Raw genomic sequence first — 16,400 nt, forward strand, 5'->3', positions numbered from 1 at the left:
GGTGGGTGCCACCGCGGCGGGTGTCAGGTGTCGCGGCCGGCGGCCTGCCGGGGGATCCTCGGGCGGATCCCGAGCAGCAGGGCCACCACCGGGACGGCGGCGTCGGCGCGGGCCCGGTCCAGCTCACCGGCCGCGGCGTCGACGGCCGGCGGCTCACCGAGCGGGCCGGCCGCGACCCGGCCGCCGATGGTGGTGCGCACGCCCGCCTCCAGTCCGGCGAAGGTGCGGCGCAGCAGCGGCAGGACGTCGGTGAAGGCCTCGCCGCTCACCCCGGTCAGCCACTCGTCCAGCAGGGCGAGCAGCCGCGGGTCGTGCAGCAGCAGGGCGCCGCCGCCGGTCAGGAAGCCCTCGACCCAACCGGCCGCGTCGGCCGGGGCGTTGGCGGCGGAGAGCACCAGCCGAAGCCGTCGGCCGGCCGCCGCGGAGTCGAGCCGGCCGTCGTCCAGCAGCAGCCGCACGGCCCGGCCGCGCAGCAGTCCGGGGGCGCCGGTGGCCGGTCCGCCGGCCGGCTCGCGGCGGGCCAGCGAGCCCAGGGCGGCGGCCCAGCGGTCGGCCAGGCCGGCCAGGCCGTCCGGGTCCGGCGCGGTGCAGGCGGCGGTGATGGTGTCGGCCGTGGTGGTGCCGGCGGCAGTGACGTCGCCGGGATCGGCGGCCAGCAGGCCGATCGCGCCGTGCACCTCGTCGAGGCGGCCGCGCATCGCCTCCGCCCCCTGCGCGTCCAGGCCGACGCAGCCGGGCGGCAGTCCCACGCAGATCCGCTCGGCCAGGCCTGCGGCCGCCTCGGCGAGCGCGCCGTGGTCGGTGCCGCGCACGTCGCCGTAGCGCAGCGCGCGGACCAGTGCGGGCAGCGCGCCCGCGAGGTGCGCGACGTCGGTGTCCAGGGCCGCGCAGTCGGCGAGCACCCGCATCACGGCGGGCAGTGCGCCGGACAGCCCGGCCAGCAGGCAGGTCTCCACCAGGCCGGTCAGCTCGGCGAGTTCCCCGGCGGCGCGGGCGGTGCCGACGGCCTTGTTGGCCGCGGCCTCCTCGACCGTGGTGCCCCACTGGGCGGCCTCGGCGATCCGGACCGCGAACTCGGGCTGCCAGCACAGCCGCCAGCTCTCCCGGAACGTCCCGGTCGAGTTCACCGAGGAGCGCGCGGGCACACCCCAGTCCACGCCCAGCAGCCGCAGCCGGTGCAGCAGCCGGGAGCGGGCCGCGTCGGTGTCCTTGCGCAGGTCGAGGTCGACGTCCTTCGGCGCGGCCTCGGGCTTGAGCCGCAGCGAGCGCTGCAACCGGGTCAGGTCGCGCTGGAGCGGCACCGCCGGTGCGGCGTCCGGGACCTCGCCGAGCGCGTCGCCGACCACCAGGCGGTCCCGGACCAGCTCCAGGGCGACGTCCGAGCCCTCGCAGAGCACCGCGCGCACGGCGTCCAGGGTCTCGGTCAGCCCGGCGAGCGGGCGGCCGCGCAGCACGGCCAGGGTCTCGGCCAGCCGGACCGCCTCGATCACGTGCGCGGAGGAGACCGGGTGGTCCTCGGCGCGCAGCAGGTCGGCCGCCCGGGTGAGCCAGCGCGGCACCGGGTCACCGTCGGTGGTGAACAGGTGGTGGTACCAGCCGGGTGACTGCACACCCGCGCCGTAACCGGTGGCCTGGGAGAGCCGGCGGTGCGTCCACGGCACCCAGGTGATGTCCGTCCGCACCTTCTTCGGCAGTGCGGCGAGCAGCGCCCGGTCGTGGGCGACGGTGGGCATCCGCTCCAGCGCCGGGACGTGGAAGGCCCCGCAGACCACGGCGATCCTGCGGTGCCCGGCGCGGCGGGCGGCACGGATCTGCTGGCGCATGTACGCCTCGCGCAGCAGGTCCCGGCGGGACTCGCCGAGGCCCTTCGCGCGCAGCGCGCCCATCGCCTCGGCGACGGCGGCGAACGGCGCCAGCGCGTCGTCGCCGGGCGCGCGGTGCTCGACCACGTCCTCCCACCAGCGCTCCGCGTCGTCGTGCCCGGCCGCCTCGGCGAGCAGCGCCAGCGGGTCGGCGACCGGCCCGGCGTCCTCCTCCTCGGCGTCCTCCTCCTCGGCGGCCGTCCCCTCGACGGCCGTGCCCTCGACGGCCGTCCCCTCCGCGGCCGTCCCCTCCGCGTCCTCCTCCGGGGCCGGCGCGAAGCCGTGCCCGGCGGGCAGGTCGATGAAGCGGACCGGCAGGTCGTGCTCCACGGCGTGCCGGATCGCCACCCACTCCGGGGAGAACTCGGCGTACGGCCAGAAGGCGGCCTTCGCCGGGTCGTCCACCGCGTGGGCGAGCAGCGCGACCGGCGGGACCAGGTCCTTCTCCGCGGCCAGGTGGACGATGCCGTCGGCCTCCGGCGGGCCCTCGATCAGCACCGCGTCCGGCCGCCACTGCGCCAGCGCGGCGGCGACCGCCCGGGCCGAGCCGGGGCCGTGGTGGCGGATGCCCAGCAGGGCGACCTCGGGCGCCGTCATGCCCCCACCTCACGGGCGGCGCGGTAGAAGTCCTTCCAGCCGTCGCGCTCGCGCACCACCCCTTCGACGTACTCGCGCCAGACCGCCCGGTCCGCCACCGGGTCGCGGACGACGGCGCCGAGGATGCCGGCCGTCACGTCCCCGGCGCGCAGCACACCGTCGCCGAAGTGGGTGGCCAGCGCGAGTCCGTTGGTCACCACCGAGATCGCCTCGGCGGTGGAGAGGGTGCCGCTCGGGGTCTTGACCTTCGTCCGGCCGTCCACCGTGATCCCGGCCCGCAGCTCCCGGAAGACGGTGACCACGCGCCTGATCTCCTCGGCGCCGCCGGGCAGTTCGGGCAGTTCCAGGGAGCGGCCGAGCTGGTTGACCCGGCGGGTGACGATGTCGACCTCCTCGTCCAGCGAGCCCGGCAGCGGCAGCACCACGGTGTTGAAGCGGCGGCGCAGCGCGCTGGACAGCTCGTTGACACCGCGGTCGCGGTCGTTGGCGGTGGCGATCACGTTGAAGCCGCGCACCGCCTGCGTCTCGGAGCCCAACTCCGGTATCGGCAGCGTCTTCTCCGACAGGATGGTGATCAGGCTGTCCTGCACGTCGGCCGGGATGCGGGTGAGCTCCTCGACCCGGGCGATCCTGCCCTCGGCCATCGCCCGCATCAGCGGCGAGGGCACCAGGGCGTCCCGGCTGGGCCCGCGGGTGAGCAGCTGGGCGTAGTTCCAGCCGTACCGGACGGCCTCCTCGGGGGTGCCGGCGGTGCCCTGCACCAGCATCGTGGAGTCACCGCTGATCGCCGCCGCCAGGTGCTCGGACACCCACGTCTTCGCGGTGCCCGGCACGCCGAGCAGCAGCAGCGCGCGGTCCGTCGCCAGGGTCGTCACGGCGACCTCGACGACCCGGCGCGGGCCGATGTACTTGGGGGTGATCCGGGTGCCGTCGGGCAGTTCGCCGCCGAGCAGGTACGTCGCCACGGCCCACGGCGAGAGCTTCCAGCGCTCGGGACGCGGCCGGTCGTCCTGTGCGGCCAGCGCGGCCAGTTCGCCGGCGAACGCGTCCTCGGCGTGCTGCCGCAGAACGTCGGTCATGGGGGCTCCTTCGGGTCTGCCGCCGGGCACACGGGTGCCCCGGGCGCAAGGGTGATCGGGGGGAGCCAGGTCGGCGTCCCGGCCTGTGGAACCAACCCTGCACCGAGCCACTGACAACCCGGCGGGGCCCCGGACGGGCCGTCAGCCGATGTCAGTGCCGCCGCCTACGGTCGGTCGCATGGAGGAACGCTGGAGCACCGAACACGTCCTGTCCCTGGCACCTGACGCCGCCTCGCAGAAGGCCGCGGGCAAGCTGTCCGCGCCCGCGCCGTGGTCCGGCACCGGCACCGACGGCACCGCGCTGTGGGGCGAGTGCAAGGGCAGCGGCCGCACGCCGTACCGCACCGCGATCGAACTCGCCACGCCCGCCTACCAGTGCAGCTGCCCCAGCCGGAAGTTCCCGTGCAAGCACGCGCTCGGGCTCCTCCTGCTGTGGAGCGGAACCCCGCAGGCCGTCCCGGCCGGGGAGCCCGCCGACTGGGTGGCCGAGTGGCTCACGTCCCGCCAGGAGCGCGCCGAGAAGCGCGTGAAGGAGCAGGTCGTCGATCCGGAGGGCGCCCGGCGCCGGGCCGAGCGGCGCGGCGCCCGGGTCGCGGCCGGCGCGGCCGAGCTGCGGCTGCGGCTGGCCGACCGGGTCCGGCACGGCCTCGCCGACCAGTCCACCGCCGGGCCCTGGGAGGAGGTCGCCGCCCGGATGGTCGACGCACAGGCCCCCGGCCTGGCCGCCCGGGTCCGCGAACTGGACGCGCTGCCGCAGGAGCGGCTGCTGGAGGAGTACGCGATGCTGCACCTGCTCGCCACCGCCGCCACCCGGCTGGACGAACTGCCCGCCGAGCTGGCCGCCACCGTCCGCACCCGGGTCGGCTACACCGTGGAGAGCAACGAGGTGCTGGCCGGCCCGACCGTCCGCGACCGCTGGCTGGTGCTCGGCAGCCGCGACACCTCGGACGAGCGGCTCATCACCCGCCGGATCTGGCTGCGCGGTGCCAAGACCGGCCGCCCGGCGCTGCTGCTCTCCTTCGGCCGCACCGGCCAGGCCCCCGCCCTCGCCCTGCCCACCGGCCGCCTGGTGGAGGCCGACCTCGCCTACCACCCGGGCGCCCACCCGTTGCGCGCCACCCTCGGCGAGCGCTACGGCGCCCCCGAGCCGGGCCCCGGCGAACCGCCCGCCGGGCTCACCGTCGCCGAGGCGGTGGCCGGCTACGGCACCGCCGTCGCCGACGACCCGTGGCTGGAGAGCCGGCCGACCGTGCTCGGCGACGTCGTCCCGGTCCGCACCCCGGACGGCTGGTTCCTGACGGACGGCCACCACACCGTGCCGGTCCGCGCCTCGACCGTCCCGGAGACGGCCCTGTGGCGGCTGGCCGCCGTCTCCACCGGCCGCCCGCTGACGGTCTTCGGCGAGTACGGCCACCAGGGCTTCGCCCCGGTCACGGCCTGGGCCGCCGGCCGACGCCCGGTCGGCCTCACCAACGCGTAGGGCGTGCCCCAGACACGCCCCGGACACTCCCCAGGAGAACCCGGCATGACGATCACCCAGGACCCGTGGGAGACCCTGCACACCAGCGCGCTGCTCGGCACCGACCGCCGCCCGCTCCCGGCCACCGCCCTGCCCCTCGCGGACGCCGTGGACCGGGGCGACCCGGCCACCGCCCTGCTGGAGCTGGCCGCACTGGCCGCCGTCCGCCGCCGGGCCGGAGCGCTGCCCGTACCGGCCGCCGGGCCGCCCGGCCCGCCCGCAGCCGAGGACACCCGCCCGGAGCTGCCCGAGCCGGCCGCCCGCCGGCTGGCCGTCCTGCTCTCGGGGCGGGCCGGCAGCGGCGGCGGCACCCTGGCCAACCTGGCCGAGCTGCTGCCGCAGTGGCTCACCACCGCCCGGGCCCGGGGCCTGCGCCCGCCCGCGGCGCTGATACCCGGCCTGCTCGACGCCGCCCGCGCCCGCAGCGAACTGCGCCCCGACGCCGTGGCCCTGGCCGGTCCGCCGGGCCGCTGGCTGGCCGAGCAGAACCCCGACTGGCGGTTCGTGCTGCGCACCACCGCCCCCGACCTGCCGCAACGGCCGACGGACGACCGGCTCTGGCACGAGGGCCTGTTCGCCGAGCGGGTCACCCACCTCACGCTGCTGCGCCGCCGCGACCCGGCGGCCGGCCTGGAACTGCTGCGCGGCACCTGGTCCACCGAGCGCGCCGAGGACCGCCTGCTCTTCCTGGACGCCCTCCAGGACGGCCTCTCCCCCGCCGACGAACCGTTCCTGGAGGCCGCCCTCGGCGACCGGAGCAAGAACGTCCGGGCCACCGCCGCCGAACTGCTCTCCACTCTGCCCGGCTCGGCCCTGGCCCGCCGGATGGCCGAGCGGGCGCGGGCCGCCGTCCGACTCGCCGGCACCGGCACGCATCTGCTGGTCACCCCGCCCGCCGAGTGCGACGCGCAGATGCAGCGCGACGGGATCGCGCCCAAGTCGCCCACCGGGCGCGGCGAACGGGCCTGGTGGTTCGGCGAGGTGGTGGCCGCCGCGCCGCTGTCGCTCTGGCCGGAGAGCACCGGGCTGACGCCCGAGCAGCTGCTCGCCCTGCGGGTCGGCGACAGCATCGACGAGACCAGCAGCAGCTGGGCCGACGACCTGCGGGAGGCCTGGGCGCGGGCCGCCGTCCGCCAGCAGGACGCCGACTGGGCCCGGGCGCTGCTCGGCCCGGCCCCGTCCGGGCGCGGTGCGCGGGCCCGCGCGGCGCGCGCCACCGGCGCCCCGGCCAAGCTGCTGGCCGTCCTCCCGCCGGAGGAGCGGGCCGTCTGGACGGCGGCGTTCATCACGGCGCACGGGCTGGGCGACGCCTTCCAGCTGCTCGGCGCCTGCGCCACCCCGTGGACGCCACCGCTGTCCACCGCCGTGGTGACCGCCCTGGCCCGGGCGGCGGCCTCCGGGGCGTACCCGTGGAGCCACAGCGGGGTGCTCGGGATGACGGAGCGCGCGCTCGCCCCGGAGACGGCCGCCGCGGTGGAGGAGCTGGCCGCCGGGGCCGCCCCGGACTCCGCGTGGTCCGAGACCTTCGCCCGGCTGGCCGGCACCCTGCGCTTCCGGGCGGCGATGCTCGCGGAGCTGGCGGGCTGAGCCGGGGCCGACGGGCCGGCCCGTCGGCTTTCCGGGCCCCGGAACGGCGGAGCGGGCCGGCCCCGGGAGGGGCGGCCCGCTCGACGCGCGGTGGTTCAGCCGGCCCGCAGGTTCGACTCGACCCAGGCGACCACGTCGCGGGTCGGCGTGCCCGGGGTGAAGATGTCCGCGACACCCATCGCCTTGAGTTCGGCGATGTCCTCGTCCGGGATGATCCCCCCGCAGAAGACCTTGATGTCCTCCGCGTCGCGCTCCTTCAGCAGCTCCAGGACCCGCGCGCACAGCGTCATGTGGGCGCCGGAGAGGATGGACAGCCCGATGCCGTCCGCGTCCTCCTGGATCGCGGTGTCGACGACCTGCTCGGGCGTCTGGTGCAGTCCGGTGTAGATGACCTCCATACCGGCGTCGCGCAGGGCGCGCGCGATGACCTTGGCACCACGGTCGTGACCGTCGAGCCCGGGCTTGGCGACCACCACACGGATCGGCCCCGACACACTCATGACTGCCTCCTGGACGTCGTCGTCCACCATCCGACCGGGCCTCGTGGGCCGCCGGCGCGGTTAACGGTCAATAACCAACCTGAGGGGAGGTTAGCGCCACCCGGCACGGTTGACCGTGCCACCTCCCAAGAGGAGGGCAAAGTCACAGCTCCGGGCCTTGCCACCGGCGGGCCTACCCCTCCTCCCCGCAACCTCCGCACAGACCCCCCGGCCGCCCCCTTGACATCCGGAGGTTTTTCCGGGGCGTCGGCCAGGGAGCTACAGTCACGGCTGTCTTCCCCCGCCCGACGACGTCCGAGGCCCACCGAGGAGGCAGCCCCCGATGGCTCCCGATGCAGCCGCCCGTCCGACCCGCGCGGAGCTGCGCCTCGCCGCCCGCGAGCAGTCCCGTGCCCAGCGCCGCGGCGCCGCCAGGGCGGCCACCCGGACGGCGCTGCTGCGGGTCGCGCTGCCGTCGGTGGCCGCGCTCGGGGTGGCCGCGGCGGCGGCGATCACGGTGCAGGGGGAGGCCGACCAGCAGCGCGCCCAGGCCGCCGGACAGGTGCCGCGGACCGCGGCCGACAACGCCCCGGACACCACCGCCGCTCAGGCGGCGGCCCAGGCGGTGGCGGCCGGCGCGCCGACCCAGGCCTCGCGCGGCGACGCCCGCCTGCCGCTGGCCGGCGCCCAGCCCACCGAGGCACCCACCGCGCAGCCCACCGCCGAGCCGGCGCCCGAGCCGGTCGGGCCCAAGGTGGTCATGCCGGTCGCCCGGCACGGTCTCGGCGAACAGTTCGGCGAGGCCGGCACCCACTGGGCCAACCGGCACACCGGCATCGACTTCCCGGTGGACGGCGGCTCCGAGGTCTACGCCGTGACCGACGGCACCCTGCGCACCCAGTGGAACCCGTTCTACGGCTACATGACGATCCTCAAGATGCCCGACGGCACCGAGGCCTGGTACTGCCACCTGCGGGCGTACAAGGTGCGCAAGGGCCCGGTGAAGCAGGGCGACGTGATCGCCTTCGTCGGCACCAGCGGCAACAGCACCGGCCCGCACCTGCACTTCGAGATCCGGCCGCAGGGCAGCGGACCGATCGACCCGCTGCCCTGGTTCCTCGCGAACGGGCTGGACCCGCGCTGAGCCGCCCTACAGCTTCTCGACGGGCGCGTAGCGCAGCAGCAGCTGCTTGCGGCCCTCGGCACCGAAGTCGACGGTGGCCTGCGCCCGGTCGCCGGCGCCCGTGACGGCCATCACCGTGCCCAGCCCGAAGCTGTCGTGGGTGACCCGGTCGCCGACCGCGAGCGAGACGGCCTCGCGCTCCACCGTCCGGCCGCCGCGCCGGGCCGACTGCCCCCAGCCCGCCTTCGGCGCGGCCGCCGTCGACGAGGACCGCGAACCGCCGCCCCCGGACGAGGACCTGCCCCAGGACGAGCCGGAGGAGTAGCCGCGCTGGACCGGCGCCTGCGCGGCCCCGGTGCGCTTCCACTCCACCAGCGTCTCCGGGATCTCCTCCAGGAACCGCGAGGCCGGGTTGTAGGCCGGCTGCCCCCAGGCGCTGCGCAGCACCGAGCGGGTCAGGTACAGCCGCTCGCGGGCCCGGGTGAGCCCGACGTACGCGAGCCGGCGCTCCTCCTCCAGCTCCTTGACCTGGTTGAGCGCCCGCATGTGCGGGAAGATCCCGTCCTCCATGCCGGTCAGGAAGACCACCGGGAACTCCAGGCCCTTGGCGGTGTGCAGGGTCATCATCGTGATGACGCCCTGCCCGTTCTCGTCGTCGTCCGGGATCTGGTCGGAGTCGGCGACCAGCGCGACCCGCTCCAGGAAGTCGGCGAGCGAGCCGACCGGCGGCGTGCCCTCGGCGTCGCCGTCCGGCCGCTCGCCCGGGTCCTGCTCGTACTCCAGGGCGACGGAGGCGAGCTCCTGGAGGTTCTCCACCCGGGTCTCGTCCTGCGGATCGGTCGACGCCTGGAGCTCCGCCAGGTAGCCGGTCTCCTCCAGGACGGCCTCCAGCACCGCCGCCGGGCCCGCGCCCGACTCGACGACCTGGCGCAGCCCGGCCATCAGGGTGTTGAACTTCTTGACGGCGTTGGCCGAGCGCGCGGCCATCCCGTAGGCCTCGTCGACCCGGACCAGCGCCCGGGCGAAGGAGATCCGCTCCCGCGCGGCCAGCGCGTCGATCATCGCCTCGGCCCGCTCGCCGATGCCGCGCTTGGGCACGTTGAGGATCCGGCGCAGCGGCACGGTGTCCTCCGGGTTGGAGAGCACCCGCAGGTACGCCAGGACGTCCCGGACCTCCTTGCGCTCGTAGAAGCGCACCCCGCCGACCACCTTGTACGGCAGGCCGACCCGGATGAACACCTCCTCGAACACGCGGGACTGGGCGTTGGTCCGGTAGAAGATCGCGACGTCGCCGGGCTTGGCCTCGCCCTTGTCGGTGAGCCGGTCGATCTCGTCGGCGATGAACTGGGCCTCGCCGTGCTCGTCGTCCGCGACGTAGCCGATGACCTTCTCGCCGTGCTCGCCGGCCGTCCACAGCTTCTTCTCGCGGCGGTTGGCGTTGCGCTCGATGACGGCGTTGGCGGCGCTCAGGATGGTCTGGGTGGAGCGGTAGTTCTGCTCCAGCAGGATCGTGGTCGCGTTCGGGTAGTCCTCCTCGAACTGGAGGATGTTGCGGATGGTCGCGCCGCGGAAGGCGTAGATCGACTGGTCCGCGTCGCCGACCACGCACAGCTCGGCCGGCGGCACCTCGGCGAGCCGCCCGGCCGCCGGGTTCACGAGGTCGCCGTCCGCGGTGCGCCTGGGCGCGGCCGCGACGGAGCCCCCGCTCAGCTCCCTGACCAGCATGTACTGGGCGTGGTTGGTGTCCTGGTACTCGTCGACCAGGATGTGCCGGAACCGGCGCCGGTAGTGCTCGGCGACGTCGGGGAAGGCCTGCAGCAGGTTCACCGTCGTCATGATGATGTCGTCGAAGTCCAGCGCGTTGGCCTCGCGCAGCCGCCGCTGGTAGAGCGCGTACGCCTCGGCGAGCTTCTTCTCCATCGGGTTGGCGGCCTGGTCGGCGAAGGTCTCCTCGTCGATCAGCTCGTTCTTGAGGTTGCTGACCTTCGCCGTGAAGGACTTCGGCGGGAACTGCTTCGGGTCCAGGTCGAGGTCCCGGCAGACCAGCGACATCAGCCGCTGCGAGTCCGCCGAGTCGTAGATCGAGAAGCTGGAGGTGAAGCCCAGCTGCTTGGACTCGCGGCGCAGGATGCGCACGCAGGCGCTGTGGAAGGTGGAGACCCACATCGCCCGGGCGCGCGGGCCGACCAGCGCCTCGACGCGCTCGCGCATCTCGCCGGCCGCCTTGTTGGTGAAGGTGATCGCCAGGATCTCCCCCGGCTGCACCCCGCGGGCGCCCAGCAGATGGGCGATCCGGTGGGTCAGCACCCGGGTCTTGCCCGAGCCGGCGCCGGCCACGATCAGCAGCGGCGAGCCCGCGTGCAGCACCGCCTCGCGCTGCGGGTCGTTCATCCCCTCCAGCAGCTGCGCCGGGTCCACCACCGTCCGCGCGGCGCCGTTGCGGTACCAGGCGTCCCGCTCCGCCTCGGCGGAGTGGTCGGTCCGGAACAGCCCGTCCGGGATGGCCTCCTCGTACGCGTCGTACGGAACGTCGTCGTCGTACGGCGGGGGCTCCTCGTCGAGGGGAGCGGCGGGCTGCTTCGACCCGGCGGCGGGTGCCTCGAAACCGGGGAGCGGAAGGTCGTCAAAGAGGCTACTCATGGCACATCGAGTCTATGGCCACCCGCCGACAAGCCCGCCCGCCCCGGGCGACCGGGCCGGCGCGGGCCGGTGCGGGCCGGTGCGGGCCGGTCGGACGGGACCGCACCGGCCTTCGAGGGCGCCGGACGCCCCGGACCGGGCGCCTCGGCCCCTCGGAGCCTCAGAGCCTCAGACCAGACGGCGGGCGGTGGCCCAGCGGGTCAGTTCGTGGCGGTTGCTCAGCTGGAGCTTGCGCAGCACCGCGGAGACGTGGCTCTCGACCGTCTTCACCGAGATGAAGAGCTGCTTGGCGATCTCCTTGTAGGCGTAGCCGCGGGCGATCAGCCGCAGGACCTCGCGCTCGCGCTGGGTGAGCCGGTCCAGGTCCTCGTCCACCGGCGGGGTGTCGGTCGCGGCGAAGGCGTCCAGCACGAAGCCGGCCAGCCGGGGCGAGAACACCGCGTCGCCGTCGGCGATCCGGAAGATCGCGTTCACCAGGTCGGCGCCGGTGATGGTCTTGGTGACGTAGCCGCGCGCGCCGCCGCGGATGACGCCGATGACGTCGTCGGCGGCGTCCGACACCGACAGCGCCAGGAACTTCACGCCCTCCCGTCGCTCGCCACCGCTCTTGTCCGAGGCGCTGCGCGCCGCACCGCCCGACCCCTCGCCCATCACCCCGGCCGAGCGGCGCAGCACCTCGACGCCGCCGCCGCCCGGCAGGTGGACGTCGAGCAGCACCACGTCCGGCCTGGTCTCGGCGACCACGCGGACCGCCGAGTCCACGTCGTCGGCCTCGCCGACCACGTCGATTCCGGTCACCTCGGTGCGGCCGATCTCGGCCCTGACCCCCGTCCGGAACATCCGGTGGTCGTCCACCAGCACGACCCGCGCAGAACGCTCCGGAGCTGCCTCAGTCATCCGCTCTCTCCATCTCCAACTCGACCTCGGTGCCGCCGCCCGCCGCCGGCCGCACCCGAGCGGTGCCGCCGTTGCGCTTCATCCGGCCGATGATCGACTCCCGTACGCCCATCCGGTCCTCGGGCACCGTGTCGGGGTCGAAGCCGGGGCCGTGGTCGCGGACGAACACCGACACCGTCCTCCCCTCCACCTCGGCGTAGACCTGGACCGGTCCCCCGCCACCGTACTTGGCCGCGTTGACGGTCGCCTCCCTCGCGGCCTGCATCTGTGCCGCGATCCTCTCGTCCATCGGGCAGTCGCCGACGATCACCAGCTCCACCGGGACGCCGTGCCGGTCCTCGACCTCGGCGACGGCGGCCCGCAGGCTCTCCGCCATGGTGTCCGGCGCGGCCTCGGCGGCGGCCTCCGGGCGGTACAGCCACAGCCGCAGCTCGCGCTCCTGCGAGCGGGCCAGCCGCAGCACCTCCTTGGGGTCCTCGGCCCGGCGCTGGATCAGGGTCAGGGTGTGCAGCACGGAGTCGTGGATGTGCGCGGCGATCTCGGCCCGCTCCTGGGCGCGGATGCGGGCCGTGCGCTCGGCCCCGAGGTCCTGCCAGAGCCGCAGTCCGTACGGGCCCAGCAGCACCAGCACGCCGGCCAGCACCGCGAGCGAGGCCTCGACCACCGAGCCGAGCGTGGAACCGCTGCCCTGCATGGCGAGCAGCGCGATGGTGCCGGCCACCGCGAGCAGCACGCCGGCGCCGACCCGGGTGTAGGCGCCGCGCCGCTTCTCGCCCTCCTCGATGCCGAACCAGCGCTGCCAGCGCGAGTCGTCGGCCTGCCGCCAGACCAGCGCCACGCCGACGCCGATCGCCAGCAGCGGCCAGGTGTACGGCTTGGCGGTCTGCAGGCCGAGCACGTTGAGCAGGGCGATCAGGCCGATCACCGTCATCACCAGGGCGGCGAGCTGGCCCAGGCCGCCCTGCCCGGCCTTGCCGGCCGGCGCCGCCTCCTCCCCCTCCGCGGGGGAGCCCACCGGCTCGCCCTGCAGGGTGTGCTGGAGCAGTCGGCGCATCCGGGCCACCCAGCCGCCGGCCTGGCCGCCCTTGCTCAGCAGGCCGCCCTGCACCCCGGGCGAGGCCGGGACGAACACCCCGTTGACGTACACCCACTGGGCGCCGCCGCGCTGCGAGGGCTCGCCGATGCCGATCGGCACCACGAACCAGAAGGCGGCGTACAGCAGGGCGCCGATCCCCTGCGCGAAGAACAGCACGACGAAGGCGATCCGCACCCACCGCACCGGCAGCCCGAGGTGCACCGCCAGGCCGTGCGCGACGCCGCCGAGCATCCGTCCCTGCGGGCTGCGGTAGAGCCGCCGGTAGGGCGGCCTCCCGTCGTCGGGCGCGCTCGGGTCGGCGCCGGCCGACGACGCGGCGTCGGGGGCGGTGGGTCGGGGATCGGTACCGGGGGCTGCCACGGCACCGATGGTTCCACGCGCGCGCCCACGGGCGCATCAGGGTGTGTCCCCATCGCGTATCAGGGACAAGTCAGGGTACGGACAGGGATCGACCCGGTTGGGCCGGGCCCGCCCCTGCCGGAAGGATGGTGCCCATGACCGAGGACCCCCGCATCGAGGAGGCCGGGCCCGCCGCCCCGCCGGAACCGGACCGCCCGCCACTGACCCGGGCCGAGCACCACCGCGTGGTGGCCGGCGTCTGCGGCGGCCTCGGCCGGCACCTGGACATCGACCCGGTGGTCTTCCGGATCGTCACGGTGGTGCTCTGCCTCTCCGGCGGCCTCGGGCTGTTCCTGTACGGCCTGGCCTGGCTGATCGTCCCGACCGACGACGAGTCCAAGGGCCGCGGCGGGCGCACCGAGCTCCAGCGGGTGCTCACCGGGCGGGTGGACGGCCAGTCGGTCGGCGCGGTTCTGCTGACCGTGATCGGCACCGGGGTGTTCTTCTCCTCGATGGGCGACGGGGACCAGATGTTCCCGCTGCTGTTGCTCGCCGCCCTGGTCTTCCTGGCGGTGCGCTACGACCCGGAGCGCCGCCGGGGCCGCGGCCGGGGGCGCGACCGCCGCGGCGGCGGGCCGTACGACCGCCACTTCCCGGGGTCCGACGGGTCCGAGGGCACCGGGGTCACCGGGGTCACCGGCGGCGCGGCGGGCGCCGGGAGCGCCGGGGCCTACCGCTGGCCGCGGCCGGAGCAGGACGAGTCCGCCCGGGCCGCCGGAAAGGGCCCCGCCGACAGCCCGGCCCCCGGCGCGGGCGGCTACCTGTGGGACCCCCGCCACCCCGAGCGCAATCCGTACGGGGGCGGCTCCTCGGCCACCCCGACACCGCCCTTCGGCACCCCGACGCCGCCGTTCGGCACCCCGACCCCGCCGTTCGGCACCCCGGTGCCGCCGGCCGGTGGCCCGGCCCGGCCCTGGTGGCAGCGCGCCGACCTGCCGCAGGGCGACCCGCTGCGCAAGGAGCACCCCGGGCGACGCCCCGCGCCCGCCGCCGTACGGCGCCCCCGGGAGCGCTCGGCGCTCGGCTTCTTCGGCTTCCTGCTGGCGATCGGCGCGGGCGCCGCGGTCTGGGCCGCCTCCGCCGACCACCACGACCCCACCGTGCTGGGTGCGACGGTGCTGGCCGCCGCGCTGCTGGTGGTGGGCCTGACGCTGCTGGTCGGCGCGAAGTTCGGCCGGGCCCGCCGGCTGGCGGTGACCGGCCTGCTGCTCACCCTGGCGCTGGCCTTCGTCGGCCACTCGCCGGACTCCATGCGCAACGCCGTCGGCGATCGCGACTGGACCGTCGCCTCGGCGACCGACCTGCGCGACCGGTACAACCTGGGCGCCGGGCAGATCAGGCTCGACCTCTCCGCGCTCGACCCGGCGGGGGCCACCCTCGCCACCAAGGTCGACCTCGGAACCGGCGACATGACGGTCACCGTGCCGGACGACATCACGGTGAACCTGGTGACCCGGGTCGGCCTGGGCAACGTCACCGTCCCGGGTGAGCGGAGCGACGGCACCGGGCGGCACACCTACCTGATCGGCCCTGCCAACGGGCAGCCGGCCAAGGGGACCCTCAATCTCGAACTCGGCATCGGGCTCGGCAACATCAAGGTGGTCCAGCAGTGAGGAAGCACCGGCTCGACCTGTTCTCGCTGATCGCGGGCGCGCTGTTCACCGTACTCGCGGTGCTCTACCTGGTCGCGGCGCTCAACGACCAGTCGGTGAACGGGCGGATCGTCATCCCGGTCACCTTCATCGTGCTCGGTGTCGGCGGCCTGGCCGGCGCGGTCGCGGCGGTGGCCCGGCGCGGCCGGCCCGACCGCGAGGAGTGAGCGTCCGGGGCAGGCCCCCGGACGTCCCGGGCCGCCCCTGACCGGCTCCGGGCCCTCAGCCCGGCTCCGGGCCCTCAGCTCTGCTGCGGGCCCAGGGCCAGCCGGTCCCCGTCCTTGCTGACGGCGTACTTGGGCAGCGGCTTGACCGCCGGCCCGTTGACCACCGCACCGGTCGCGGCGTCGAACCGGGAGCCGTGGCAGGGGCAGTACAGCTGGCCGTTCTTCGGCGCGTCCACGGCGCAGCCGGAGTGGGTGCACACCGCGGAGAAGGCGCAGTACTGGCCGGCCTTGGGCTGGACGATGTAGACGGCGTCCCCGGTGGCCGGGTCCTTGACCTGGGCCGAGCCGCCGACCGGCACGCTCGCGGCGGGCACCGTGGGCGCCGTCGCCGGGGCACCGGAGGCCGGGGCCGCGGCGGACGGGACGGCGGAGACCGGGGCCGCCGACGGCTCGGGCGCGGCCGGCTTGTCCCGGCCGAAGGTCCGGGTCAGCGAGCCGGTGAGCAGCCCGGCCCCGCCGATCGCGACGGCCGCGATCCCGCCGTCCACCAGGGCCCGGCGCTTGACGTGGTCCTCGCCCAGCCCGCGCGCGCGGTCCCGTCCGGCCCGGCGGGCCAGGTAGCCGTCCACCGACAGGTACGGCGTGCCGGCCAGCAGCAGCGGCGTCCAGGCCATCAGGTAGGCCAGGTCGTTGCCGAGGTAGTACGGCGAGACGCTCCAGCTGACGGTCAGCCACAGGCTGAGGTTGAGCAGCGCGCCGCCGAGCGCGGCGACCCGGCCCCAGAGGCCGAGCAGGGTGCCCAGGCCCACCGCCAGCTCGCCGAAGGCGACGGCGAGCGCGAACAGGGTCGGGTGGTCGAGGGCGGGGCCGAGCAGGAAGGAGATCGGGCTGCCGCCCGCCTTGGCGGCCTGGGTCTGCGAGACGAAGGACGCCGGGTCGCCCGCCCCGGCCAGGAAGTGGGCGTCGGAGAGCTTGTCGAGCGCGGCGTAGACGAAGGTGACGCCGAGGAAGAGCCGCAGAGGCAGCAGCGCGTACGTGGACGCGAGCGCCCGCAGTCGCGCCGCCCTGGCGGCCCGGCCGGCCGCGCCGCCACCGGCCGGCACCGAGTTGCTGGCCTCCGACATCCCTCACACCTTCCCTCGCCGCCTGCCAGTCCCTGACAGGTCCGGTCCGCATTCTGCCCGCTCCCGGCCGCTTTCGGTGGGAGGTCCTCCCGGAGAGCGACGCCCGCACCGCAAACGGTCGCGGGGGGGGGGGCCGCCGGGACCGGAGAACGCGGGGGCCCGCGCGGGCGCAGGCCGAG

General features: G+C 75.7%; 12 protein-coding genes and 1 pseudogene. 5 read left to right on the forward strand and 8 right to left on the reverse strand.

Features of this window, described 5'->3' with window-relative positions; all coding sequences use genetic code 11:
* Positions 1-23 precede the first annotated feature (23 nt).
* Together ACWGKU_RS25405 and ACWGKU_RS25410 are read right to left on the reverse strand one after the other, a co-directional pair.
* Positions 24-2,459, reverse strand: a complete 2,436-nt coding sequence (locus ACWGKU_RS25405; protein ID WP_452179505.1) for a DUF5682 family protein — start codon at positions 2,457-2,459, stop codon at positions 24-26.
* Positions 2,456-3,538, reverse strand: coding sequence for an ATP-binding protein (locus tag ACWGKU_RS25410; protein WP_380548889.1), 1,083 nt, complete (start codon positions 3,536-3,538; stop codon positions 2,456-2,458). Before ACWGKU_RS25410 ends, ACWGKU_RS25405 begins: the two co-directional genes overlap by 4 nt.
* A 178-nt stretch (positions 3,539-3,716) precedes the next feature.
* Here ACWGKU_RS25410 and ACWGKU_RS25415 point away from each other — a divergent pair, with 178 nt between their 5' ends.
* Entirely contained in the window at positions 3,717-5,018 is a 1,302-nt protein-coding gene (locus ACWGKU_RS25415) for an SWIM zinc finger family protein (protein WP_452179506.1), read from the forward strand.
* Positions 5,019-5,063: 45 nt separating this feature from the next.
* Complete coding sequence (locus ACWGKU_RS25420; protein ID WP_401048742.1) at positions 5,064-6,644, forward strand: DUF5691 domain-containing protein; 1,581 nt, start codon at positions 5,064-5,066, stop codon at positions 6,642-6,644.
* Positions 6,645-6,739: 95 nt separating this feature from the next.
* Here the strand turns inward: ACWGKU_RS25420 and ACWGKU_RS25425 are convergent, their stop codons facing one another.
* The gene (locus ACWGKU_RS25425; protein ID WP_224285525.1) at positions 6,740-7,144 is read right to left on the reverse strand and encodes a cobalamin B12-binding domain-containing protein; all 405 of its coding nucleotides are present in this window, start codon (positions 7,142-7,144) and stop codon (positions 6,740-6,742) included.
* A 322-nt stretch (positions 7,145-7,466) separates the two neighbouring features.
* Here ACWGKU_RS25425 and ACWGKU_RS25430 point away from each other — a divergent pair, with 322 nt between their 5' ends.
* The gene (locus ACWGKU_RS25430; protein ID WP_401052302.1) at positions 7,467-8,267 is read left to right on the forward strand and encodes a M23 family metallopeptidase; all 801 of its coding nucleotides are present in this window, start codon (positions 7,467-7,469) and stop codon (positions 8,265-8,267) included.
* 6 nt (positions 8,268-8,273) lie between these two features.
* Here the strand turns inward: ACWGKU_RS25430 and pcrA are convergent, their stop codons facing one another.
* The 3 genes from pcrA to ACWGKU_RS25445 form a co-directional block, all read right to left on the reverse strand.
* Complete coding sequence (gene pcrA, locus ACWGKU_RS25435) at positions 8,274-10,886, reverse strand: DNA helicase PcrA (RefSeq protein ID WP_452179507.1); 2,613 nt, start codon at positions 10,884-10,886, stop codon at positions 8,274-8,276.
* Between the two features lie 168 nt (positions 10,887-11,054).
* Positions 11,055-11,783: a LuxR C-terminal-related transcriptional regulator gene (locus tag ACWGKU_RS25440; protein WP_401052299.1), complete on the reverse strand. Its 729-nt coding sequence runs from the start codon at positions 11,781-11,783 to the stop codon at positions 11,055-11,057.
* A complete protein-coding gene (locus tag ACWGKU_RS25445) occupies positions 11,776-13,110 on the reverse strand; it encodes an ATP-binding protein (RefSeq protein ID WP_452179511.1) in 1,335 nt (444 codons plus the stop codon). Before ACWGKU_RS25445 ends, ACWGKU_RS25440 begins: the two co-directional genes overlap by 8 nt.
* Positions 13,111-13,373: 263 nt before the next feature.
* On the opposite strand from ACWGKU_RS25445, the gene ACWGKU_RS25450 reads away from it, so the two are divergent.
* Positions 13,374-14,891 carry a PspC domain-containing protein gene (locus ACWGKU_RS25450; RefSeq protein ID WP_452179508.1) on the forward strand — a complete coding sequence of 506 codons (1,518 nt, stop codon included), beginning with the start codon at positions 13,374-13,376 and terminating at the stop codon, positions 14,889-14,891.
* On the forward strand, positions 14,888-15,097 hold the full coding sequence (locus ACWGKU_RS25455; RefSeq protein WP_359911252.1) for a hypothetical protein: 210 nt from the start codon (positions 14,888-14,890) through the stop codon (positions 15,095-15,097). Before ACWGKU_RS25450 ends, ACWGKU_RS25455 begins: the two co-directional genes overlap by 4 nt.
* A gap of 74 nt (positions 15,098-15,171) precedes the next feature.
* Here the strand turns inward: ACWGKU_RS25455 and ACWGKU_RS25460 are convergent, their stop codons facing one another.
* Positions 15,172-15,645 (reverse strand): QcrA and Rieske domain-containing protein, encoded by a 474-nt coding sequence (locus ACWGKU_RS25460; RefSeq protein ID WP_452179512.1) that lies wholly within the window; start codon positions 15,643-15,645, stop codon positions 15,172-15,174.
* A gap of 42 nt (positions 15,646-15,687) precedes the next feature.
* Positions 15,688-16,221 (reverse strand): annotated as a pseudogene (locus ACWGKU_RS25465) (DoxX family membrane protein); the annotation flags it as partial.
* Between the last annotated feature and the right edge of the window lie 179 nt (positions 16,222-16,400).

It is taken from the genome of Kitasatospora sp. NPDC054768, assembly GCF_053612025.1.